We start from the raw sequence: 22,417 nt of genomic DNA on the forward strand, positions 1-22,417 counted from the left end.
CCGCCCACGGTGACACGGCGGTGGCGACCATCGACGGGGCCGAGAGCAGCCCGTTGAGCCGGCCGTAGTGCGCAGCACCCCAGCGGTCGCTGATCGCGGTGGCCTGCAGCAGGGTGAAGATACCCCGAGCGGCGCCAGCCAGCATCGCCACGGCGATCAACAGGCCGGTCGGTCCCGGGACCGCGGCGAGTAGCGCGGTGGCCAGCGCGGAAAGGCCCAGGATGGTGACGCCGCGGGCGCGCACACTCAGGACGCGGTCGAGGCGGCCGTAGAACAGCCGCCCGCACACCTGCCCGATCCCGCCCAGCCCCAGCGCCCATGCGGCGGTCGAGGTGGACAGGCCCCGCTCGAGCAACAGCGGGACCTGGTTGACCACCACGGCGAACGCGCTGAACGTGCCCAGCGCGACCGCCGGGACGAGCAGCACGAACGCCCGGCTGCGCACGATCTCCCGCGGAGCGCCCGCGGCGACGCTCCCGGCGGCGGTCGTGGTGTCGAGCTCGTGCGGTTCGGGCCAGCGACCGCGCAGCCCGACGGCGTGCGCGGGGATGGTGATCGCGGCCAGGACGACGGCGAGGACGAGGTAGGTGTCCCGCCAGCCGAGAGGGTCCAGCAGCGTCGCGGTGAGCGGGGCGAAGATCGTGCTCGCCAACCCGGCCAGCAGCGTCAGCACGGTCAGCGCCCGGACCCGACGCGGCCCCCACCAGCGGGTCAGCGCGGCGAACGCGGGCGGATAGAGGGTGCCCGCCATGGCGAACCCGGCCAGCACCCACGCGGCGAAGAACAGCGGCAGCGACGGCGCGAGGGCGATCCCGGCGACGGCGGGCACGGCCAGCAGCGACCCGACCGTCATCACCGGCCGCGGCCCGATCCGGTCCAGCAGCCGACCCGACCAGATCCCCACCAGCGCTGAGGTCACCAGCCCGGCGGAGAAGGCGGCGGTGATGGTCGAGACCGGCCAGCCGGTGTCGGCGGAGATCGTCGGGGCCAGCACGGGGAAGGCGTAGTAGAGCACGCCCCAGCTGACGATCTCGGTCGCGCAGAGCACGACGAGGACCCGCCTCAGACCGCCCTCGGTCAGCGGCGGCGCGCTCGTCGACCGCACGCGCTCAGTCCTGCGGGCGCCCGAAGCCCAGCGTGACCGGCTCGGCCGGCGCGCCGCAACACCCGCCCTCGGCGGCCCCGGCCGGGTCGTCGAAGACTCCGGCCCCGCCGCACACCCCGGTCTCGGGCAGGACCAGCTCGACGCGTTCCGCGGCGGCCTGGTCGCCGTCGAGGGCGGCGACGACGGAGCGGACCTGCTCGTAGCCGGTCATCGCCAGGAACGTCGGGGCGCGGCCGTAGGACTTCATCCCGACCAGGAACACCCCGGGCTCGGGCTGGGCCAGCTCGCGGGCCCCGTGTGGGTACACGGTGCCGCAGGAGTGCACGTTGGGGTCGATCAGTGGGGCCAGCGCGCGCGGGGCCTGCAGGACCGGGTCGAGGTCCAGGCGGACCTCGGAGAGCCACGACAGGTCCGGGCGGAACCCGGTCACGACGACGACCTCCGCGACAGGGTCCAGGCGGCGGCCGTCGTCGGCCACCAGGATCACGCCGTCGTCGGTCTGCTCGACGGCGGCGGTGCGGAACCCGGTCACTGTGGAGATGCGCCCGGCCTCGACAGCGGCGGCGGCACGGATGCCGAGGGCCCCGCGGGCGGGGAGCTGGTCGGTCTCGCCACCGCCGAAGGTGTCCCCGACCTGGCCGCGGCGCAGCAGCCACACCACGTGCGTGCCCGGCTCGGCCTCGGCCAGCTCGGCGAACGCCACCAACGCCGTGAGCGCAGAGTGCCCGCTCCCGGCGACCGCGATCCGCCTGCCCGCGTATCGGGCCCGGACGACGGGGTCGGACAGGTCCGGCACCTGGTAGCCGATCCGGGTGGCAGAGGCCGATTCCCCGACCGCGGGCAGGCCGTCGCCGCCCAGCGGGTTCGGGCCGCCCCAGGTTCCGGAGGCGTCGATCACGGCGCGGGCGGTGATCCGCTCGTCGGCGAGGTGCACGGTCAGGGGCTCGGTGTCACGGCCGGCGTCGACGACCCGGTCACGGCCGCGGCGGGCCACACCCTCGACCCGGGCGCCGAACCGCACGCGCTCACCCAGCGCGTCGGCGAGGGGCTGCAGGTAGAGCTGCGCCCATTCCGCACCCGTCGGGTAGGTGTCCGGGTCCGGGGACTGCCAACCGGTCGGAGCGAGCAGCTTCTCCGCGGCCGGGTCGATCAGCTCGGCCCAGCGGGAGAACAGCCGCACGTGGTTCCACTGCCGCACGTTCGCCCCGGCACGTGGCCCGGCTTCGAGGACCAGCGGGGTCATACCGCGCTCGACCAGGTGCGCCGCCGCGGCGAGCCCCACCGGGCCCGCACCGATGACCACCACCGGGAGATCAGCTGTCTCGGACACCTCGGACACTGCAGCCACGACTCCTCCATCGATGAGCTTCGATCCTCGCCGCCGGACTGTATCGACGGGCACCGATTGACGCAACCATCGACTCAGGTCGATACTCTGGCTGCATGAGCTCTCCGTCCCGCACGGCCCCGTCGTCGTCGACCGTGCTGCCGCTGTCGGACGTCTCCAATCCCGATCCCACCCAGCTGTCGCCGCTGGATGCGACGACCTACGCGGAGTGGTTCGCGTGTCTGGCCGAGCCGACGCGTGTGCGCCTGCTGCACGCCATCGCCTCCGCCGGGCGCGACACCACCGTGGGCGAGCTGCGCACCGGGCTCGGGATCAGCCAGTCCACCTGCTCCCATCACCTGCGCAAGCTGGCCGACGTCGGCTTCGTGACGATGCGCAAGGAGGGCACCGCCACGCTCGTCGCGGTCAACCCCGCCTGCTGCACCGGACTCCCCCACGCCGCCGACGCCGTCATGGGCATGCTCGGCCCCCGCCCCTGCTGCCCCGACGACGTCCCGGCCGACGTCACCGTCCGCGCCCTGGAACCGGGCGACTGGGCCGACGTGCGGCGCATCTACGCCGAAGGCATCGCCACCGGGCACGCCACCTTCGAGACCGAAGTCCCCGAACGCCGCGAGCTCGACCGCAAATGGCTGCCCGGGCACCGCTGGGTCGCCGAGGTCGACGGCCGCATCGCTGGCTGGACCGCGCTCACCGCCGCCTCCACCCGCCCCGTCTACGCCGGCGTCGCCGAGACCTCCGTCTACGTCGGCGAGGAGTTCCGCGGGCGCGGGGTCGGAAAAGCGTTGCTGCACAAGCAGGTCACCGCCGCCGACACCGACGGGATCTGGACTCTGCAGACCTCGATCTTCCCCGAGAACCGCGCCTCAGTCGCCCTGCACCAGTCCGCCGGCTACCGCACCCTCGGCGTCCGCGAACGCATCGGACGCCACCACGGCATCTGGCGCGATACCGTGCTTCTTGAGCGCCGAGGCGCGGTCGACCCCGTGTGAGATCAGCTGGAGTGGGCCTGTCGCCTCCAGGAGGCGAGCAGGAGGACGACGCTCAGCGCGAGCCGAGCCAGCAGGCGTCGGCTGCGCCTGATGAGCCCCGCAGGGGGGCTTGCCAACGCAAGCCAGGATGCGGCTCGATGGATCCGGCTGTGGACTCCCGTGGTCGGACAGGCGCGATAGACCCAGGTGTGTCCGTCGATGAGGTCGGCCTTGCGGAAGCCGGCTCGAGCGATCTCCCAGCGCAGGGGAGACCTGCGAAGAGCTGAGCGGTGACTCCGACTCCGGACCCGTAGTCCAGCACCCGCGCGCCGGGTCGTAGCTCAAGCCGGTCAGCGACGATCACAGACTTCGGGTAACCGGTGCCGTCGACCTGCAGATAGTTGTACCAGGACAGGTCGAACGCCCATGACGTCGCGGAGTCGTAGAACTCCCTGATCTGGGCGGCGTTGTCTCTGGGCGCCGCTTCCCACTCCTCCAGGCTGGCGCTCTCCCAGTCCAGGCATCTGGCCAAGGCCTCCTCCGTCGACATCCCGAAGTGGTGGGCGAGGTCGTCGAGCACACCCTGGCGTTCGGTCCCGCCGGAGACCGGACGCAGCGCGTCGCGGAACACCTTCATCGTCGGACTGGTCACCGCTGCCGAGTGGGCCGCGGTCCAGCGGGCCGTATTGGGCGGCGGCGTTCCCGGGGCGTCCGGATCGACATGGCGGCCCTGCCCCCCGACGTCCTCGCGGAGGACGACGAGGGCGACACGATTGAGGATGCGGGAGACCGGCGCGAGCCGGCGCAGGATCGGCTCTGCCGCGTGCCGGTCGTTCATCGGGCGAACGACCTGTAGCGGAGACGCGCCGCGGCGGACGCGACGACGGGACGTGGTGAGCGCATGACTGATGGGACTCCTCTGCAGAAGGCATGACGGCGCAGCACAGCCGGGAAGGCTGCGCGGCTGTCACGTCCGCAGGACGGAGAGGGTGGCCAGTCGCCGTGCGTGCGAAGGCGGCGCTCGCGGCGCACCGCGTCGGCGGCCCGACGTGGCGGGCGGGCGGGAGGACAAGGCGGCGGCGAAACCGAGCACGACCAGTGCGAGCAGAGCGCCGACCTCGTCGGAGCCGAGCACCACTGCGGCCGGCTCGAAGGCGGCGTCGGCGCACGGCGGGTCCGATGCCTGGGTTCGGACCGCGACCGACCGTGGCGCTGCAGCCGGGGCGGCTGCCGGACAGTCGACCGAGGTCGCCTCCGACTCGGCACAGCAACCGGCAAGCAGATGGGCGGCGAGGACGATCACGGCGACAGCCGTCGTGAGCAGCCTCCGGCCGCGCGTTGAGAGGCCCATGGCGTGCACCATCACCCTCCCCGCGACGCCGCCCGGTGTGACCTCCCGGCGTCGGCCACACCGGGCCATCGATCGCACGCGGCGCCCCGTTACCTCACCGCGGACCGATACCGCCTCTATACGGTTACCCCCTAGGGGTATATGGTCGGTGTCCAGTCGACGAGGAGGCGAGCGATGACAGCGCAGCGCACGGCCGGGGACCGAACCGACACCGTCGTACTCGACGTCCGTGGAGTGCAGTGGGCGAGCCAGCGCACGGTGATCGAGTCGGTGCTTGTTCGCCGTCCGGGAGTGGTCTCGGTCGTGGCGAACCCGACCGCTCAGACCGCGACGGTCCACTACGACCCCAGCCTGACCACGGTGGCCGAGCTGTCGGGCTGGATTCGCGACTGCGGGTACGCGTGCCGCGGGCGTTCCGTGCCTGCGCATGTGTGTGACCCGATGGCCGAGACCGCCGCGGCGACTCCCGGCGGCGTCGAGCCCGAGCACACCCACGACTCCGGCGGCGACGCCCTCACCTCGCCTCACGAGGTGATGGGCCACGGAGGCCACGGCGGGATGTCGATGGCGGCGATGGTCGCCGACATGCGTAACCGGTTCGTGGTCGCGGCCGTGTTGTCGGTTCCCGTCCTGTTGTGGTCTCCCATCGGTCGGGAGGTGCTCGGGTTCGGCGTCCCGGCTCCGTTCGGTCTGCGCGACGACGTGTTCTCGCTGGTCCTGAGCCTACCGGTGATCTTCTACTCGGCGTGGCTCTTCTTCGACGGCGCTGTGCGCGCGCTGCGCGCCCGGACGCTGGACATGATGGTGCTCGTCGCGGTGGCCGTGGCCGCCGGTTGGGGCTACTCGGTGGTGATCACGCTGACCGGCGGCGGGGAGGTGTTCTACGAGGCGGCGACGGTGCTGACCGCGTTCGTCCTGTTGGGGCACTGGTTCGAGATGCGTGCTCGCGGCGGCGCCAATGACGCCGTTCGCGCTCTCCTCGACCTGGCCCCACCACGGGCGGTCGTGCTGAGGGATGGGCGAGAGGTCGAGGTCCTGACGTCCGACGTGGCGGTGGGTGACCTCTTGCTGGTGCGGCCCGGCGCCAAGGTTCCGGTCGACGGTGTCGTCGTCGACGGGGAGTCCGACGTCGACGAGTCCATGGTGACCGGTGAGAGCCTCCCGGTCCGCAAGGAGCCTGGCAGCGAGGTGGTCGGCGCGACTCTGAACACTGACGGCACCCTGCGGATTCGCGCGACCAAGGTCGGCGCCGACAGTGCCTTGGCCCAGATCGTCACCCTGGTCCAGCAGGCCCAGAACTCCAAGGCGCCCGGGCAGCGGCTGGCGGATCGGGCGGCGTTCTGGCTGGTGTTCGTCGCGTTGTTGGGCGGTGCGGCGACGTTCGCGGCGTGGGCGTTGTTCTCCAGCGAGCCGCTCACGATGGCTCTGCTCTTCGCCATCACCGTCGTCGTGGTGACCTGTCCCGACGCCCTCGGACTCGCCACCCCGACGGCGATCATGGTGGGAACAGGGTTGGGTGCGCGCCGCGGCGTGCTGTTCAAGAACGCCGCGGCGCTGGAGGCGTCGGCACGGATCGACGCCGTCGTGATGGACAAGACGGGCACCCTGACCGAAGGTCGGCCGCAGGTCACCGACGTGGTGACGGCGGGAATGGACGAGAATGAGCTGCTGGAGCTGACCGCAGCCGTCGAAGGCGACTCGGAACACCCGTTGGCCCGCGCGATCGTCGCCCACGCCCGATCCCGGACCGACGTCCCTGGGCCTACTGCGGAGCGGTTTATGAACGTCCCCGGCCACGGGGCCATGGCCACCGTGACGGGCCGCCGGGTCGTGGTGGGCAACAGGCGACTGCTGGAGCGCGAGGGCATCGGCCTCGCGGGGCTCGAGCAGCAGCGCGACGCCCTCGCCGGATCCGGGCACACCACCGTGCTGGTCGCCGTCGACGGTCGCGCCGTCGGCGTGATCGCGTTGGCGGACGCGCCCCGTCCCACCGCGGCCGAAGCGGTGGCCTCGCTGCACGAGCTCGGTGTGCAGGTCGTCATGCTCACCGGTGACAACGAGGTGACGGCCCGTCGTATCGCCGAGGGACTCGGAATCGACACCGTCATCGCCGATGTCCGACCCGGAGACAAGGCAGCGCAGATCACGCGTCTGCAGGGCGAGGGCCGTCGCGTCGCGATGGTCGGTGACGGCGTGAACGACGCCCCCGCGCTGGCGCAGGCCGACCTGGGCATCGCCATCGGCGCGGGCACCGACGTCGCTATCGAGACCGCCGACGTCGTCCTCATGCGGTCCGACCCGCTCGACGTGCCGATCGCGCTGCGCATCGGCCGCGGCACGCTGCGGAAGATGCGCCAGAACCTTGGCTGGGCCGTCGGCTACAACGCCATCGCCCTGCCCATCGCCGCCGGCGTCTTCGCTCCCGCGTTCGGGCTGGTGCTGCGTCCGGAGATCGCCGCCCTGTCGATGTCCGGGTCGAGCCTCGTGGTGGCGGTCAACGCGCTTCTGCTCAAGCGACTCCGGCTGCCTCACCAGAAGCCGGGGTCGGAGCCTGCGTCGAGGAAGCCAGCGACGGCACGTCCCGGCACCTGACCGGCACGCGACCCGGTGGCCCGGGGCGGGAAGCGACGGCGCCCCACCCCGGGCCACCACGATCATCAGATCGTGGGAGACAGGTTCTGCATCTCCGTGATCTCGGCACGCTGGTCATCGATGATCTTCTGCGCGAGGGCCTTCGCCTCTGCGTTCTGGCCCTCGGTGACCTCGGTCTGCGCCATCGCGACGGCCCCGTTGTGGTGCTCGACCATCATCTGCAGGAACATCCGGTCGAACTCGGCACCGCCGGCCTGCTGGAGCTGCTGCATCTGCTGGTCGCTCATCATCCCGCCCATGCCGGCGGCGGAGCCGCTGGACTGACCCGTTGAGCCATGGTCCATTCCGCCCATCGAGCCGGTGGAGCCGGTGGTCGCGGTCTCCGGCTCCCCCCAGGCGACGAGAAAGCCGCGGAGCTGCTCGATCTCGGGTCCCTGAGCCTGCTGGATCCTCGCGGCGAGCTGCTTGACCCGGGGGTCGGTGGCTCGTTGGGCCGCGATCTCGGCCATGGCCACGGCCTGAGAGTGGTGCGGGATCATGCCCTGGACGAAGGCGGTGTCGGCCGCGTTGTGCGCAGCCGAGGACGACGCCGCGTCGGCGGGTGCGGCGATACTCGTCGGCGCAGCGGTGGACGACGCACCAGAGGTGCTGCCGCCGTCACTGCAGGCGGCAAGGACGGTGAGACTGGCGGCGGCTGCGAGCACGCCGAGGACTGACTTGCGGTACATGGAACGAACTCCTCTGCGAAGAACTTGCGGATGCGATCGGGCCAGCGCTCTTCCGCGCTGGAGGCCGATCAGTTCCGCAGGACGCAGAGTTGGGCGAGCCGGACCGAGGTCGGCGGTGGCGATCGCAGACCACTGACCGGCCGCGCCGAAGCGGGAGCGGACGGGCGCAGCCGCCGCATGAGCAGCAGGGCAAGCAACACCGCTGCCACCAGCACGAGAAGCCCCGTCAGCACGGCGAGACACAGGTGCAGAAGGTCGTGCAATGCCGACATCGGCTCGTGCGGCGACGAGCGGTGCTCCACCGCGGAGACGATCTCGACGCTCAGAGCGGCCGACACGGCCAGGCCGACGGACTCGATGCCGACCGGATGTGACATGTCCGAGGGCATCGCTTCGACAGTCGCCGCGTACTGGGGACCGCCCGCTGTCGGAGCGGATGCCTGCGAGACGTGTGACCCGACGGTCGCGTCCCCCGCCGCGTGACAGGCCACGGTCGAATGCATCGTCACGACACCCACGATCAGCGACAGCATCAGCAGAAGCCGACACCACTCCCGTCGCCGCATCAGGTGCACCGCGCCGACGATAGTGCGACGGTCGGAGCGGCCGCACCTCGACCCGTCACCGCGCACATCCTCCCGTCGATCCTCTTGAGTACGGTACCCCCCTAGGGTATTGTCGTGTCGGGAGGTAGCGATGAACGGCTATGCAGACACCAAGGACTCACACCTCAAGCGAATGCGACGCATCGAGGGGCAGGTTCGTGGGATCACGAAGATGATCGAGTCGGACAAGTACTGCATCGACGTGCTCACGCAGGTCGCCGCGGTGAACAAGGCCCTGGAGGCCGTCGCCCTCGGCCTCCTCGACGAGCACCTCAAGCACTGCGTCACCGACGCGGTCGCCCAGGGCGGGCAGGTCGCAGATCAGAAGGTCGCCGAAGCGAGCGCCGCCATCGCCCGGCTGGTCAAGTCCTGATCGGCTACTCGAACTGATCTCGCCTCGCCGCGGTGCGCCCGAACGCGCATCGCCTGCTCTGTCATGCCCCGATCCGGACCGCTGTAGCACTGGAGCACACCGGAACGGGGTTGGTTCGAAAGGAGATGAACCATGTCCACCACCACCTATTCGGTCAGCGGAATGACCTGCGCGCATTGCGTCGCGTCGGTCACCGAGGAGATCGGCGAACTTCGCGGCGTGCGTTCCGTCGTGGTCGACCTGCCCACCGGCGCGGTCACCATCGACAGCGACGACGCCCTGGACGACGCCGCCGTGGAGGCCGCCGTCGAGGAGGCCGGCTACCGACTCGTCTACACCTGATCCACCTGCCCGCACCGTCGCGGGCCCACCAGCAAGGACTTCGTCATGAACACTCTTGCGAAGCTCTCCGCCTACGGCGCGGCGCTCGCCCTGCTCACTCTCGGGGCGTACACGACCGGATCCGCTGTCGGTCCCCTCCGATCCCCTGCTCCGGTCTCGGCCGGGCACGAGGTCACGTCCGGCACTGAGGGCGCCGGGCACGGGGACACCCACAGCGGCGTCGTCACGGAGACCGCAGACCAGCCCGCCGGGCTGGCGTCGAGCAGGGGCGGCTACACGCTCACGCCCACCGCCTCGACGCCGACCGCGGGAACGACCACCGAGTTCGCCTTCCGGGTGACCGGCCCCGACGGGGCCCCGGTCACCGCGTTCGACGAGGAGCACACCAAGCGCCTGCACCTCATCGTCGTCCGCCGTGACACCAGCGGCTTCCAGCACCTGCATCCGACGATGGACCCGGACGGCACCTGGCGGACCGGCCTGACGCTGCCCACAGGCGGGGTCTACCGGGCCTTCGCCGACTTCACCCCCACCGGGGGTGCGGCGACGACGCTCGGTGTCGACCTCTCCGTCGCGGGGACCTACGACCCGATCGTCCACGAGTCGACCCGGGTCGCCCGGATCGACGGCTACGAGGTCCGCCTCGACGGCGAGCTCACCGCCGGGAGTTCCTCACCGGTCACGCTCACCGTGACCAAGGACGGCACACCGGTCACCGACCTGCAGCCCTACCTCGGCGCCTACGGCCATCTCGTCGCGCTCCGCTCGACCGACCTGGCCTACCTGCACGTGCACCCGGACGGCGCCCCGAACGACGGGCGCACCGCCCCGGGCCCACAGATCCGGTTCCTCGCCGAGGTCCCCTCGTCCGGGACCTACCGGCTGTTCCTGGACTTCCAGCACGCCGGTGTCGTCCGCACCGCCGAGTTCACCGTGCCCACTAGTCCCACAGGCGCGGCGCCCCAACCCGTGCCTGCTACCCCTGGGTCGGGTACTCCCGCCATCGAGAACCACGGCCACCCGGCCGGCGGCGACAGCGCAGAAGGGGGGCACTGATGTCCACGACCGGCACCTCCGCAGCACCTGATGCCGATGCTGATGCCCTCACCGAGGTCGAGCTCGCCATCAGCGGAATGACCTGCGCCTCGTGCGCGAACCGGATCGAACGCAAGCTCAACAAGATCGATGGGGTGAGCGCCACCGTCAACTACGCGACGGAGAAGGCGAAGGTCCACGCGCCCGACGGGGTCTCCGCGGACACGCTCCTGGCGACCGTCGAGGCCGCGGGCTACCACGCCCGCCTGCCCGAGCCGCCGACGTCCGCGGGCGCCGCCACCCGGCCGGGGCCGGGCACCGACGACGAGGGTGAGCCCCCCGAGCTCCGCAGCGCCGGACAGCGGCTGTGGATCTCGCTTCTGCTGTCCGTGCCGGTCGTCGTCCTGGCGATGGTCCCGGCGCTGCAGTTCACCTACTGGCAGTGGATCTCGCTGACCCTGGCCGCACCGGTGATCGTGTGGGCGGCGGCGCCGTTCCACCGCGCGGCCTGGGCGAATCTGCGCCACGGCGCCGCGACCATGGACACCCTGATCTCGATCGGCACCCTCGCGGCGTTCGCGTGGTCGCTCTACGCCCTGCTGTTCGGCACCGCGGGCGTCCCGGGCATGACGCATCCCTTCGAGCTGACCATCAGCCCGTCGGACGGCGCCGGGAACATCTACCTCGAGGTCGCCGCTGGGGTGACCACGTTCATCCTGGCCGGGCGGTACTTCGAGGCCCGCTCGAAGCGGCGCGCAGGCACGGCCCTGCGCGCCCTGCTCGAGCTCGGTGCCAAGGACGTCGCGGTCCTGCGCGAGGACGCGGACGGGGCCACCCGCGAGGAGCGGATCCCGGTCGCACAGCTCGCCGTCGGTGACCGGTTCGTGGTCCGCCCCGGAGAGAAGATCGCCACCGACGGGACCGTGGTCGACGGTTCCTCGGCCGTCGACGCGTCGATGGTGACCGGCGAGTCCGTGCCGGTCGAGGTCGGCGTCGGGGACGAGGTCGTCGGGGCGACCGTCAACGCGGGCGGGCGCCTCGTCGTCTCGGCCCGGCGAATCGGCGCCGACACCCAGCTCGCTCGGATGGCGCGGCTCGTCGAGGAGGCCCAGACCGGGAAGGCACAGGTCCAGCGCCTCGCCGACCGGATCTCCGGGGTCTTCGTGCCGATCGTGATCGCCTTGGCGGCGGTCACGCTCGGGTTCTGGCTGGGTACCGGTTCGGGGGCCGCGGCGGCGTTCACCGCGGCGGTCGCGGTCCTGATCATCGCCTGCCCGTGCGCGCTGGGCCTCGCCACGCCGACTGCACTGCTGGTCGGGACCGGGCGCGGCGCCCAGCTCGGGATCCTGATCAAGGGCCCCGAGGTCCTGGAGTCGACCCGCCGGGTCGACACCGTGGTCCTCGACAAGACCGGCACCGTGACCACCGGCCGGATGGCCCTCGTCGCCGTGCACACAGCCGACGGAGTCGAGGAGCAGGAGGTACTACGCCTCGCCGGAGCCCTCGAGGACGCCTCCGAACACCCGATCGCGGCGGCGGTCGCCCGCGCCGCACGGGAACGGGTCGAGTCCCTGCCCGCGGTCACGGAGTTCGCCAACCACGAAGGCCTCGGGGTGCAGGGTGTCGTCGACGGGCACGCCGTGCTCGTCGGGCGGCCCCGCCTGCTGCAGGAGTGGAGCCTGCCCCTGCCCGACGAGCTCGCCGGGGCAGCGCAGGACGAGGCCGCCCGTGGTCGGACGGCCATCGCCGTTGCATGGGACGGACGGGCCCGCGCCGTCCTCGTCGTCGCCGACGCGGTCAAGGACACCTCGGCCCAGGCCATCGCCCAGCTCGCAGGTCTGGGCCTCACCCCGATTCTGCTCACCGGCGACAACCGCGCCGCCGCGGAGGCGGTCGCACAGCAGGTGGGCATCGACGTGGGGCCCGACACCGTGATCGCCGAGGTGCTGCCGCAGGACAAGCTCGCCGTGATCGAGAGGCTGCAGGCGGGCGGCCGGGTCGTGGCGATGGTCGGCGACGGGGTCAACGACGCCGCCGCGCTCGCCCGCGCCGATCTCGGGCTCGCCATGGGCAGTGGCACCGACGTGGCGATCGAGGCGGCCGATATCACCCTGGTCCGCGACGATCTCCGTACCGCGGCCGACGCGATCCGGCTGTCCCGCCGCACGTTGGGGACGATCAAGGGCAACCTGTTCTGGGCGTTCGCCTACAACGTCGCCGCACTGCCGCTCGCCGCCCTCGGGCTGCTCAACCCGATGCTCGCCGGCGCGGCGATGGCGTTCAGCTCGGTGTTCGTTGTCGGCAACAGCCTGCGGCTGCGCCGCTTCACACCGATGAGCTGACAGGACGGCGTTGAGGGTGGCACGGCCGGTCCGTTCATCCGTGGACGGGCCGGCCGGCCTTGCGACCAGACCGTCGCCGTCGTCAACGTTCGAAGCTCACGTGGATGTGGTCGTAGTGACCGCCGACGGCATCGGTGGGGTCGTACACACCGCCGCCGCTGTAGCGGCGGCCCCACCCGCCCTCGTCGGGCACCCCCGGGGTCCAGATCCGTCCTTGCCAGATGATGTAGGAGACCTCGAGGGCGGCGGCGTTGGTACGGAACCACTCCGCGGCGCGCCAGCCGTTGGCCAGCTCGACGCCTTGCGCACCGAGCCCGGGGGTGCCGGGGAAGAAGTCACAACCCTTGCCCAAGGGATGGTCGCTGGTGGGGTTGGAGGGACGGGACGCATGGCAGCCCGTGGAGCGCATCAGCTCACCTTGGCGTAGCCCACCGAAGGCCCGCTCGGCCTGGTCCAGGGCGTAGCGGGTCACCGGCGTGACACAGCCGTTGGTGGTGGGGTCGTCGGCGGTGCAGCCGTTGCTGTTCCCCGCGAACGGCGCGGCCGGATCGACGTCACGAGGATCACCCCGACACGGACCCGGTGCGGCCCCGCTGCCCGCCGTCGATGATGAGGCGGCGGGGCGAGCACGCGGAGCGGCGGCGGGGCTCGTCGCGACCTCGGCGAGCGCGTCGGCCGCGGTCTGTTCCCACTTGGCGTAGGCGAGCGGGAACCCGGATCGCTGCACCGTCTGCGCCGCCTGCCACAACGGCATCTCCGTCCACCCGGGTACAGCGAGGAGCCGTTCGAAGAACCGTTCGGCCGCGTAGGCGGGGTCGCGTACCTGCGCCGGGCTGCCCCACCCCTGGGAGGGGCGTTGCTGGAACAGCCCGAGGGAGTCCCGGTCGCCGTAGTCGAGGTTGCGCAGGCCGGACTCCTGCAACGCGGTCGCCAGGCCCACCCACAGGCCCCGTTCCGGGACCGCCATGGACCGTCCGGTCGACACGATCGCCGCGGCGTTCGACAGCTGTTCGGCGGTCAGCCCGCTCGCGCCGGAGGCCTCGATCGGTGTCCGTTCGGGATTCGGCTCGCAAGTCCCCGCTCGGACGGGCGTAAACATCAGGAACGAGACCCCGACGAACGCGACAGCCCCAGCTGCACCGAGAACTGCGAGGACGAGCAGCAGGACCAGCAGACGACGCCCGAGGCGGCGGCCCGCGAGCACGGCGTGCTCGCGGCCGCTCAGCACGCCTGCTCCTGAGCCCTCGTCTCCGACGGACCGCAGGACAGATCCCAGACGACGGGTTCTGGGCAGGGCCGGTTCACGGTGTCAGGGGGTCACGGGCGCGAGGGTGGTCCACGTGCGCCCGGCGTCCTCGGAGGAGACCACCGCCTCGGTGGTTGCGGCCAGGTAGCGATCGGGGCCGACGGCGGCCAGGGCCGTCGGTGCCGCTCCGAGCTCCCCGCTGACACGCCATCCATCGCCGTAGCGGCCCCAGACCCGGCCGCGGGTATCGACTCCGACGAGGTCCGGTTCCCGGTCGCCGTGCAGGTCGGGAACCGTCTCCACGAAAACGAGCGGGTCGCTCATCGCGGGGATCGGCGGCACGAGGGTGAAAGTGTGGCCGCCGTCGCGGCTCTCGGCGATCCCCTCGGGCGTGGTCGCCCACAGGTGTGATGGGTCGGTCGGGTCCACGGCCAGGTCCGCCAGGCTCCCGCGGGATCGGGGCTCCCACGTCCGGCCTCCGTCGTGGCTGGCCTGAACCGTCGCGGTCAGCGAGTCCCAGCCGTACACGATGGACCCGACGACGGTGATGGCGTGCAGGTCCGCGGCGCCTGCGAGCGACACCTCGGTCCAGCTGCGGCCGCCGTCGGTACTGCGGACCAAGCCCAGCGACGACGCCGGACCGGCCGACTTCTCCTGGAGGTCCCCCGGGTGTCCCGAGGCCAGGTACTGCCCTGGACCTGTGACGGCGAACCCCATGAGGTCGTTGCGGGTGTCTCCCACCGGCGCGGCGCCGTCTGGCTCGAGACGGACCAGCCCGCGGTGCGTCGCCACGTACGCGAGCCCGTCGCCGGGATCGATGCCCAGGCCGTGGACGTGGCCACTCACCGCGTTCCCGGGCGGTGCCGACACCGGGCCGGGGCCGGACTCGGCCGGTCTCGCGCACGCCGCCACCACGCCCACCGCCACCACGGCCACCAGACAGAGCCTCAGTGAGGCCGCCCCTGGTCGGCGGCAGGCCGTCGTCACCGGGCCGCCTCGGCGTCGAGGTCCCAGATCGCGCAGCCGTCCTGCTCCGGCGTGCGCAACACACGGGCGGTGTCGGCCAACCACGTCGCGAGCGAGCCACCTGCGGGCACGAGTTGCGGGTCCCCCACCACCAGGAAACGGGCACCGGCGGAGCGCAGGGCCGCGACCTCGTCGGGGGTGTGCCGATCCGCGGGCAGACTCCATCCCTTCCTGTCGGCGAGGAAGAACACCACCGGCTCTTGGAAGTTGTTGGCCACCGCGCCATCGGTGGTGAGGCTGGTCGTGCTGATCACGACCAGGTCGGTCGGCGTCGAAACGGCGTCGAGCTCGGTGGCGCAGGTCCCGAACACTCCGGACCGGTCCGGCAGCGACCCCACGAACACGTTGACCGACTGCGCTCCCAGCGCCAGCACCGCCGACATCGCCACGAGCGCCGACACCCCGCGGCTCCAGCGAGACCTCACCCAGCCCAGAGCGGCGGCGAGGCCCGCACCGGTGGCGATCGCGGCGTAGGGCAGGGAGTAGACGTGGTACTGGATGCCCATGTCGGTGCTGCTGTAGCGACCGGCAGCGAAGTAGTAGACCGTCAACGCGACCGCCCCCGCACCCAGCAGTGGCAGCGCGGAGGTCCCGGCACGGGTGGGACGGCCTGCACGGCGTCGCCACAGGAGCACCACGCCGAGCACGGCGAGAGGCAGACCGACCAGGCCGTAGATGAAGATCGTCTCCGAGCGCAGGTTGCCCAGGTAGAACTCAGGACTCAGCCACATCGCGAGGCTGCCCCACTTGCTGTCGCCACCGGAGATGACGCCGAAGGTGTTGCCGTAGGTGGCATGCAACGTGGCCGCGTGTCGCAACCACAAGGCAGGCGCCACCAGTGCCGCGAGCCCGGCCGCATAGAGCGAGACACGGTGCAGGCGATCCCGCGCCGCGAACGCCAACCACAGCCCGAACACGAGACCGATGTGCAACGACGTCGGCTTGACCAAAGCCGCCGCCGACGTCGCCGCGGCCGCCCACACGAGGAACACCGGCCGGTCCTCCTGCAACCACCGGCAGAACCCGAGCAGCGCGAGCAGGTAGAACGCCACCACGGTCGCCTCGGGCATGAACGCCGTGCCCCACCGCATGAACGCCGGCGAGACGAGGACCGCCACCAGAGCCCACCGGGCCGGCGTGACCGGCAGCAACCGTCGGGCCAACCCCCAGAACGCCGCCGCCGCGACGAGCATGATGGCCAGCGAGATCAGACGACCGAGGACGACGTGCTCACCGAAGACCAGGTACGTGACCGCGGTCAGCCACGGCAGCAGCTGGAACTCGGTCTCGACATACCCGGGACCCGACCCACCCCAGTTGATCTGCGGAAAGAAGATGTTCATGCCGTTCGCGGCGAAGTTGCGCGCGATCGTGGCGGTATCGCTCTGGCGCCAGATGTCGCCCGGATAGGTCATCGGAGCGAACGCGCGCACCACGGCCAACGCCACCACCACGGCGGCGACGGACCACACCCACCACGGCAGGGACCACAGCCCTGACGTTCTCGGAGACTTCTTGATCTTCTGGGTGGTCTCGGCGTCACCGGACAGCCGCCACCCAGCGTTCTGCTGGGAAAGCACAGCTCAACTCACTTCGCTGGAACGCAGATGCGCGCTACGGCGAGGCCTTCGACAGCCTCGGGGAGATCGGCGCGCTCGAAACCGAGGGCGCCGTGCGGACGGGGGACCGTCCGAGCGAAAAGCGAGTTGAGCGGCCTACGTCCGCATCACGCAGAGCAGATGGGAGGGTGAGTCGGGAAGCTCACCCGCCGACGCGGGGGCGAAAAGCGGTTCGACGCGCACCGTGGACTGCACGGATGGGCCACCGACGACCGCCGCAGGCAACACGTCGCCCAGGGATCTCGACGGAGTAGCGACGCTGACCGGGGACGATTCCGGCGCGCACTGCTCCGAGTCGGAAACGGAGCTGTCTGCGCGGGAAGGCAGGGCGAGGTGCCCCTCGTCGAGCGACTGCGGCCGATCCGACACCCCGAAGGCTGTCGACTGCTGCCGGGCACCGTCGACCAGCACAGAGCCGACCGGAACGGCTCCGCCCTGTGCTGTCGTCGACTCGTGGGCGTCGCGGCAACAGCACAAGGCCACGAGACCGGCGACGATCAACAGTGCCGCCGCAAGGGCCATGACACGCAGAGTGCTTCCACCCGGCCTGCGCGTGGTAACCGATCGGCCATCGCGCACAGACGGTGCCCACGAAAGCGGCGCCGCGGCTCGAGTCACAGCCGGGAGCGTAACCGCGAACGCTGTGGACACGCTGAAACAGGTGACCCGCAGGTATGACTGCCGCGGCGGACCGGCAGCCGCCGGCAGCAACGACGCTCCGGGTCAGTCGGCGTCACCTCCTCCGCTACTGCGACCGGTCCCGGAGGGTCGGAGAGAGCTTCCCCCGCACGAGTTGCCGAGCTTTGACGGCTACCAACAGGTCAGCTCATCGCATATAGTTCAGCTCATGCTGACTGGTGAGACACGGCAAGCGGCGCTTGCCCGGATCGGGAAGGCACTCGCCGACCCGACCCGCTGCCGGATCCTGCTTGCGCTGCTCGATGGCGCGACCTTCCCGGGGCAGCTCGCCGACCAGCTCCAGCTCACCCGCCCCAACGTCTCCAACCATCTGGCCTGCCTGCGCGCCTGCGGCCTGGTCACCGCCTCGTACCAGGGACGGCAGGTGCGCTACGAGATAGCCGACCTCCACCTCGCGAAGGCGTTGCACGAGCTCCTCGCCGTGGTCCTGGCAGTCGACGCCGGCTCCGACTGTCTCGACGAGAACTGCACCCCCACCACGACCCCGGAGGTGGCACGGGCGTGAGCGAGACGACCCGCCCGTCATCCGGCCCTGCCGGGTCGACCTGCGCCGACGGCTGCTCCGCCCCCCGCACTGCACCGGCCGAGACCACCCCGGTCATTGCCCTCGAAGCCGACCGCCGTGCCGTACTGACCCGCCGCGTTCGCGTGCTCGTCGCGGCGACGATCACCTACAACGTCATCGAAGCCATCGTCGCGATCACCGCGGGCCACATCGCCTCCTCCGCGGCCCTGATCGGTTTCGGCCTCGACTCCGTGATCGAGGTTGCCTCCGCGACCGCCGTCGCCTGGCAATTCTCCGGAGCCGACCCAGAACAGCGCGAACGCGCCGCCCTACGAGTGATCGCACTGTCGTTCTTTGCGCTCGCCGCCTACGTCACCGTCGAGTCGGTCCGCACCCTGTTCGGCGCCGCCGAGGCCGAACACTCCACCGTCGGGATCGTGCTCGCCGCGCTCTCCCTGGTGATCATGCCATTCCTGTCCGCCGCCCAACGCCGCGCAGGCCGCGAGCTCGGCTCGGTCAGCGCGGTCGCCGACTCCAAGCAGACCCTGCTCTGCACCTACCTGTCCGGGGTTCTTCTCGTCGGGTTGCTGCTCAACAGCCTGTTCGGTTGGTCCTGGGCCGACCCGATCGCCGCCCTCGTCATCGCCGCCGTGGCAGTGCGCGAAGGGCGCGAAGCTTGGAAGGGCCGTCACTGCTGCTGACCGAGACCGGAATCGAACCCGCGCGCAGGGTCGAGGATCGGCGACCGGAGCGGACGGCTCGCCGCTACTGTCACAGCCGACGTCGAGGAGGAACTCATGACTGACGTGTCGGACGACACCAGCACGACGTGCGGATGTTGCGGCCTGGCCCGTCCGACAGCAGATGTCGCCCGGCTGAGCAGCCATCCCGAGATCGCGGTCTGCGGAAGTTGCGTCCATGGCATGGCCGGGCGGCTCGCAAACCGGCCCTCGATCACCCCGATCTTCCCCGTCCACGACATGGCCGCCGCCCACGACTTCTGGACCCGCGCCGGACTCCGCGTCGACGAATACAGCCCCGAATACGCGTTCGTCATGTTCGGCGACTCCGAGCTCGCCCACCTCGACCTCCGCGCCGGCCTCGACCCGGCGACCAACGCGGCAGCCTGCTACGTCCACATCCCCGACCCCCACGAATGGCACCGCAGGTGGAAGTCACAGGGACTGCCGGTCAGCGACATCGTCGTCGAACCCTGGGGCATGATCGAGTTCAGCGTGAAGGACCCCAGCGGCAACCTCATCCGCATGGGCCGCAATGACTGAGCCCGAGATCGAACCCGCCGCAACTACAGGAGGCACCGGCGCACATGCGAGTCGAGCTGCTGGTCGTAGCGGACTGCCCTCAGGAAGCACTGGCCTACGCGCGCCTGCGCCACGCCCTCGATGAGACCGGGCACCTCGACACTTCGGTCGAGACCATCACCGTCACAACAGACACGGCCCGAGACCTCCCCGCATTCGCGGGATCGCCCACGATTGTGATCGACGGAGCGGACCTGTTCAGTGAACTCGCTTCGCCAGGACTCGAACTCCGCTGCCGGCTCTATCCCTCTGCGACAGGTCTATCTGGAGTGCCAACACTCACCGCTCTACGGAGCGCCCTCAGCGGTCGCTAAGCGGCCACCGGTCCGGAAGAAACCCACAATGGCGCATTCTCATGAGACTGCTTGGCCGATATAGACATCGGGGAGGTGTCCCACCGAGGCGGGTGGGAGGCGGGCTAGGTGTTCTCACCTTGGCTCAATGGCGCTTTCTGGCTGACGGAGAGCCGGACCCGAAATGGGTATCCGGTCGCGGCAGCGCAGGACAGTCATGGCCCCGTGCAACGGCAGCGGAAGGCAGTTTCGGATTTTCAGCCCGCAGGCAGGCCAGGACGCACCTACCCGTGCCAACATCACTCTCGACCAGTATGCGGAGCAACCTCAGGTGGACCAAGATGCCATGCTCGCTTGGTCCCTCGCATCGAACTCCCTTCTGCACGAGAACGACGACCCGGGCCCCGCGGAATTGAATGTGGACAGCGAGGACGAGCCGCTATGGATGCCGGTTTCACAGGCTTGGCAGGAAAGCTACGCCTGATACCTCGTTGAGCAGCTCTAAGCAGAACACCAACGCCTGCTCCACGCGAAGGTGGCAACGGCGGCCCGTCTGCGGTCGGCGAAATCCCCGTTCGATGCCGTGCGGATCTTCAAGCGGCGGCGCCCGAGCCACGACAGCCGCCGCCGCGCGCTCGACGTCTTCACCCCGATGCAGTTCCGCGCACGACTACGCATCCATCGGCGCGCATTGGACCTCTGCTCGCAGGCCGTGCAGATGGTCGTCGAGACGGGCGCCGACGTGGATGAGTCCGCATGGCGCCGGCTGCTGTCCAGGTTTGCGCCACTGCGACACGATGGACACGTTCGGGGGGCATCTCGTCAGTTGCGCAAGCGAGCTCAGAGGGGCTGGTCGCGGACCTCGACGACATCGACCGCGACGACGACGGGAACGGCGACCGCTCCGGCACGCCATAGCTTGAGATGACCGAATTTCGAGTCCGGCATTGACACATGGGTGTCAAGGAGTCGGGTTTGTCGTCCCTCGATTCAGGGGTGAATTCGTCAGGGCTTGGAGGGACCATTGCGGCCATGGAGAAGGTGACGGATCGCGACATCGCGCGGATACCGGCGGGGAACCTGCGGGTGTCGCGGGAGGCGTTCGGTCAGCTCTGGCGTGAGGTCGAGGCCCACGCGGCGGCCGAGACCGCTCGCGGCGCCTCGACGGCGCGGACTGCGGGCCTGGTGTTGACCTGCCGTTGGTTGGCGTGTTCGACGACGCAGGTGAACGGGCGCCGCTTCTTGGCGGTCCGGCCGGTCGGGCGCGGTTCACCGCTTGCGTATGCGGAGTTGATCGAGGCCGAGTACGTGGCTGCGGAGACCGCGATGGTCCGCGGTCCCCATACCGGGCGGTTCGCGGCGAAGCCGGGCTACGTCGAGTCGGTGTGCGCGGTGCTGCGCTGGGCGTGGCGGCGCAACGGTCCGCGTCCGCAGGTCGACCCGACGCTTGCGGGTGCCGCGAGCTGACCGCTCGCGACACCCGCTCGCCGGTCGGCCTGGGTCAGTAGTCGGCGTTCGCCTCGTCGGATCTGCCGTCGTCGGACTCGGCAGCGTAGTCCTGGCTCTGCCAGCGGTGCAGCTCGTCGGTGCGCTGTGCAGCCGCATCGTCCTCGTCGAGCGCCTGCCGAGCGGTGATCTCGGCAAGCGCACGGCGGGCCACGTCGAGCGCGTCGGCGGTCTCGGCGGCTGTGGGGACGCGGACCACGTCCTCGTCGACCGGCGCGGGTTCGTCCGCGGCGATCTCTCGGACGTCCGGCTCGACTACGACGTCCGCTGCGTTGTAGCGGTGATCGCCGGTGTCCCGGTCGTGCCGATCGTCGTGGAGGTCGTGCTCGGTGATCTCGCGGTGGGCGTCGTCCTCGACGCGGGCGGCGGCGTCGGCGGCGAGCCATTCCTCGGCGGTGACCTGTGGTTCGGGTTCGAAGTCGTCTGCCTGGCGCAGTGCGAGCTCGGCCTTGGCCCGTTCGCCTCGGGCGCGGGTCTCGGCGGTGTGCACCAGCCATTCGGATCGGGCGTCGTCGAGTTCCTCCAGCGCGGTGGTCTGCTCGTCGAGCAGCCGGGCGAGGGCGTCGGCGTCGCGCGCTTCGCTGGCGAGGCGTGTCTGCTCGTCCGGGTCGTGGGCTGAGGCGGCTTCGGCGTCGCGTAGGGCGGCGGTCTGGCGGTGGTGGGCGGCGGCTTGGCGGGTGCCAGCGAGCTCGTTGCCGACGTAGCGCGGGCCCCAGGCCTCCTCGCGGTTCGCGGCGCGGACGCGGACGTGGAGCTGGCCGTTAGACAGTTCCTGTTCCTCGCGGTCGATCTCGGGTCGGCCGAGGGTGCGCCACGCGGCTCGGTAGGCGGCGAACGCCTCGGTGTGGCCCGGGGCGGGTGCGGGCCCGAGGACGTCGGTGTCGCTGTCGTGGTCGCGCAGTTCGCGGTAGGCGGCGACGGTGCCGACCTGGTCCTGCCACGTTGCGCGCTCGGCCTCGTCGAGCGGGGGCGGACCGAAAGTCTCGACCGCCCACGCGGGCGGTGTCTCGGCGGCGTTCGCACCGAGCTCGGCGGTTCGCTCGTCCGCGGCGGCGGCGAGCCGGTCGAGGTACGCCTGCCAGTGCGGGTCTGCGATCTGCGGTGTCCAGTCCGCCCAGCTGTCGCCGCGGGGGTCGAAGCGCTCGTGTTCGGTGATGCGCGCGTAGACGACGTTGGTGACGTTGCGCGCCCCGACCAGCGGGCGGTCGGCGATCGCATCGTGCAGGACCTGACGCGGGTCGCGTCCGGCGAGCTCGGCGCGGCGCAGGACGCGGGTCAGGGAGGCGGCGCCGTCCTCGGCGGCGATCCGGGTGCGTTCGGCGAGGGACAGGGTGCCGTCGGCGGCGAGCTCGTCGAGCCAGGTCGCGGTCCGCTCGGTCGCGGCGACGTTGGCGAACGAGACCTGCAGG

20 protein-coding genes and 1 pseudogene are annotated in these 22,417 nt (G+C 71.0%); 11 read left to right on the plus strand and 10 right to left on the minus strand.

Going from position 1 to position 22,417, the window contains the following annotated elements; all coding sequences use genetic code 11:
* Positions 1–1,105, minus strand: a 1,105-nt coding sequence (locus tag H5J29_RS02220) for an MFS transporter (protein ID WP_181779198.1), incomplete at its 3' end; no start/stop codon positions are given.
* A gap of 4 nt (positions 1,106–1,109) precedes the next feature.
* Positions 1,110–2,453: an FAD-dependent oxidoreductase gene (locus H5J29_RS02225; RefSeq protein WP_312858019.1), complete on the minus strand. Its 1,344-nt coding sequence runs from the start codon at positions 2,451–2,453 to the stop codon at positions 1,110–1,112.
* A 95-nt stretch (positions 2,454–2,548) separates the two neighbouring features.
* On the opposite strand from H5J29_RS02225, the gene H5J29_RS02230 reads away from it, so the two are divergent.
* Positions 2,549–3,445 carry a helix-turn-helix domain-containing GNAT family N-acetyltransferase gene (locus H5J29_RS02230; protein ID WP_181779199.1) on the plus strand — a complete coding sequence of 299 codons (897 nt, stop codon included), beginning with the start codon at positions 2,549–2,551 and terminating at the stop codon, positions 3,443–3,445.
* Between the two features lie 52 nt (positions 3,446–3,497).
* Here the strand turns inward: H5J29_RS02230 and H5J29_RS02235 are convergent, their stop codons facing one another.
* On the minus strand, positions 3,498–4,262 hold the full coding sequence (locus H5J29_RS02235) for a hypothetical protein (RefSeq protein WP_181779200.1): 765 nt from the start codon (positions 4,260–4,262) through the stop codon (positions 3,498–3,500).
* Between the two features lie 129 nt (positions 4,263–4,391).
* Complete coding sequence (locus tag H5J29_RS02240) at positions 4,392–4,787, minus strand: hypothetical protein (protein WP_181779201.1); 396 nt, start codon at positions 4,785–4,787, stop codon at positions 4,392–4,394.
* 162 nt (positions 4,788–4,949) lie between these two features.
* On the opposite strand from H5J29_RS02240, the gene H5J29_RS02245 reads away from it, so the two are divergent.
* Entirely contained in the window at positions 4,950–7,367 is a 2,418-nt protein-coding gene (locus tag H5J29_RS02245; protein ID WP_181779202.1) for a heavy metal translocating P-type ATPase, read from the plus strand.
* Positions 7,368–7,432: 65 nt separating this feature from the next.
* On the opposite strand, the gene H5J29_RS02250 is transcribed toward H5J29_RS02245, so the two are convergent.
* Positions 7,433–8,071, minus strand: coding sequence for a DUF305 domain-containing protein (locus H5J29_RS02250; RefSeq protein WP_312858020.1), 639 nt, complete (start codon positions 8,069–8,071; stop codon positions 7,433–7,435).
* Positions 8,072–8,163: 92 nt separating this feature from the next.
* A complete protein-coding gene (locus tag H5J29_RS02255) occupies positions 8,164–8,661 on the minus strand; it encodes a hypothetical protein (protein ID WP_246393315.1) in 498 nt (165 codons plus the stop codon).
* 130 nt (positions 8,662–8,791) lie between these two features.
* Here H5J29_RS02255 and H5J29_RS02260 point away from each other — a divergent pair, with 130 nt between their 5' ends.
* From H5J29_RS02260 to H5J29_RS02275, 4 genes are all read left to right on the plus strand, one after another.
* A complete protein-coding gene (locus tag H5J29_RS02260; protein WP_181779204.1) occupies positions 8,792–9,073 on the plus strand; it encodes a metal-sensitive transcriptional regulator in 282 nt (93 codons plus the stop codon).
* 132 nt (positions 9,074–9,205) lie between these two features.
* The gene (locus tag H5J29_RS02265; RefSeq protein ID WP_181779205.1) at positions 9,206–9,415 is read left to right on the plus strand and encodes a heavy-metal-associated domain-containing protein; all 210 of its coding nucleotides are present in this window, start codon (positions 9,206–9,208) and stop codon (positions 9,413–9,415) included.
* A gap of 45 nt (positions 9,416–9,460) precedes the next feature.
* On the plus strand, positions 9,461–10,471 hold the full coding sequence (locus tag H5J29_RS02270) for a DUF8832 domain-containing protein (RefSeq protein ID WP_181779206.1): 1,011 nt from the start codon (positions 9,461–9,463) through the stop codon (positions 10,469–10,471).
* Positions 10,471–12,792 (plus strand): heavy metal translocating P-type ATPase, encoded by a 2,322-nt coding sequence (locus H5J29_RS02275; RefSeq protein ID WP_181779207.1) that lies wholly within the window; start codon positions 10,471–10,473, stop codon positions 12,790–12,792. The genes H5J29_RS02270 and H5J29_RS02275 overlap by 1 nt, the downstream gene beginning before the upstream one ends.
* 82 nt (positions 12,793–12,874) lie before the next feature.
* Here H5J29_RS02275 and H5J29_RS02280 read toward each other — a convergent pair whose 3' ends face one another.
* From H5J29_RS02280 to H5J29_RS02290, 3 genes are all read right to left on the minus strand, one after another.
* On the minus strand, positions 12,875–14,020 hold the full coding sequence (locus H5J29_RS02280) for a VldE C-terminal domain-containing protein (RefSeq protein WP_181779208.1): 1,146 nt from the start codon (positions 14,018–14,020) through the stop codon (positions 12,875–12,877).
* A gap of 81 nt (positions 14,021–14,101) precedes the next feature.
* Positions 14,102–14,974 (minus strand): F510_1955 family glycosylhydrolase, encoded by an 873-nt coding sequence (locus H5J29_RS02285; RefSeq protein ID WP_181779209.1) that lies wholly within the window; start codon positions 14,972–14,974, stop codon positions 14,102–14,104.
* Positions 14,975–15,021: 47 nt separating this feature from the next.
* Positions 15,022–16,644: an ArnT family glycosyltransferase gene (locus tag H5J29_RS02290; protein WP_181779210.1), complete on the minus strand. Its 1,623-nt coding sequence runs from the start codon at positions 16,642–16,644 to the stop codon at positions 15,022–15,024.
* 886 nt (positions 16,645–17,530) lie between these two features.
* On the opposite strand from H5J29_RS02290, the gene cmtR reads away from it, so the two are divergent.
* The 5 genes from cmtR (at position 17,531) to H5J29_RS02315 (ending at position 20,969) form a co-directional block, all read left to right on the plus strand.
* A complete protein-coding gene (cmtR, locus tag H5J29_RS02295; RefSeq protein ID WP_181779211.1) occupies positions 17,531–17,887 on the plus strand; it encodes a Cd(II)/Pb(II)-sensing metalloregulatory transcriptional regulator CmtR in 357 nt (118 codons plus the stop codon).
* On the plus strand, positions 17,884–18,588 hold the full coding sequence (locus H5J29_RS02300) for a cation efflux transmembrane domain-containing protein (protein WP_181779212.1): 705 nt from the start codon (positions 17,884–17,886) through the stop codon (positions 18,586–18,588). Before cmtR ends, H5J29_RS02300 begins: the two co-directional genes overlap by 4 nt.
* A gap of 105 nt (positions 18,589–18,693) precedes the next feature.
* The gene (locus H5J29_RS36070) at positions 18,694–19,170 is read left to right on the plus strand and encodes a bleomycin resistance protein (protein WP_181779213.1); all 477 of its coding nucleotides are present in this window, start codon (positions 18,694–18,696) and stop codon (positions 19,168–19,170) included.
* Between the two features lie 549 nt (positions 19,171–19,719).
* On the plus strand, positions 19,720–19,986 hold the full coding sequence (locus H5J29_RS02310; RefSeq protein WP_181779214.1) for a hypothetical protein: 267 nt from the start codon (positions 19,720–19,722) through the stop codon (positions 19,984–19,986).
* A gap of 548 nt (positions 19,987–20,534) precedes the next feature.
* Positions 20,535–20,969: a hypothetical protein gene (locus H5J29_RS02315; RefSeq protein ID WP_181779215.1), complete on the plus strand. Its 435-nt coding sequence runs from the start codon at positions 20,535–20,537 to the stop codon at positions 20,967–20,969.
* Between the two features lie 34 nt (positions 20,970–21,003).
* Here H5J29_RS02315 and H5J29_RS02320 read toward each other — a convergent pair.
* Positions 21,004–22,417, minus strand: a pseudogene (locus H5J29_RS02320) (MobF family relaxase); the annotation flags it as partial.

Origin of the sequence: Pseudonocardia pini, from assembly GCF_013870575.1 — a bacterium.
GTDB lineage: Bacteria > Actinomycetota > Actinomycetes > Mycobacteriales > Pseudonocardiaceae > Pseudonocardia > Pseudonocardia pini.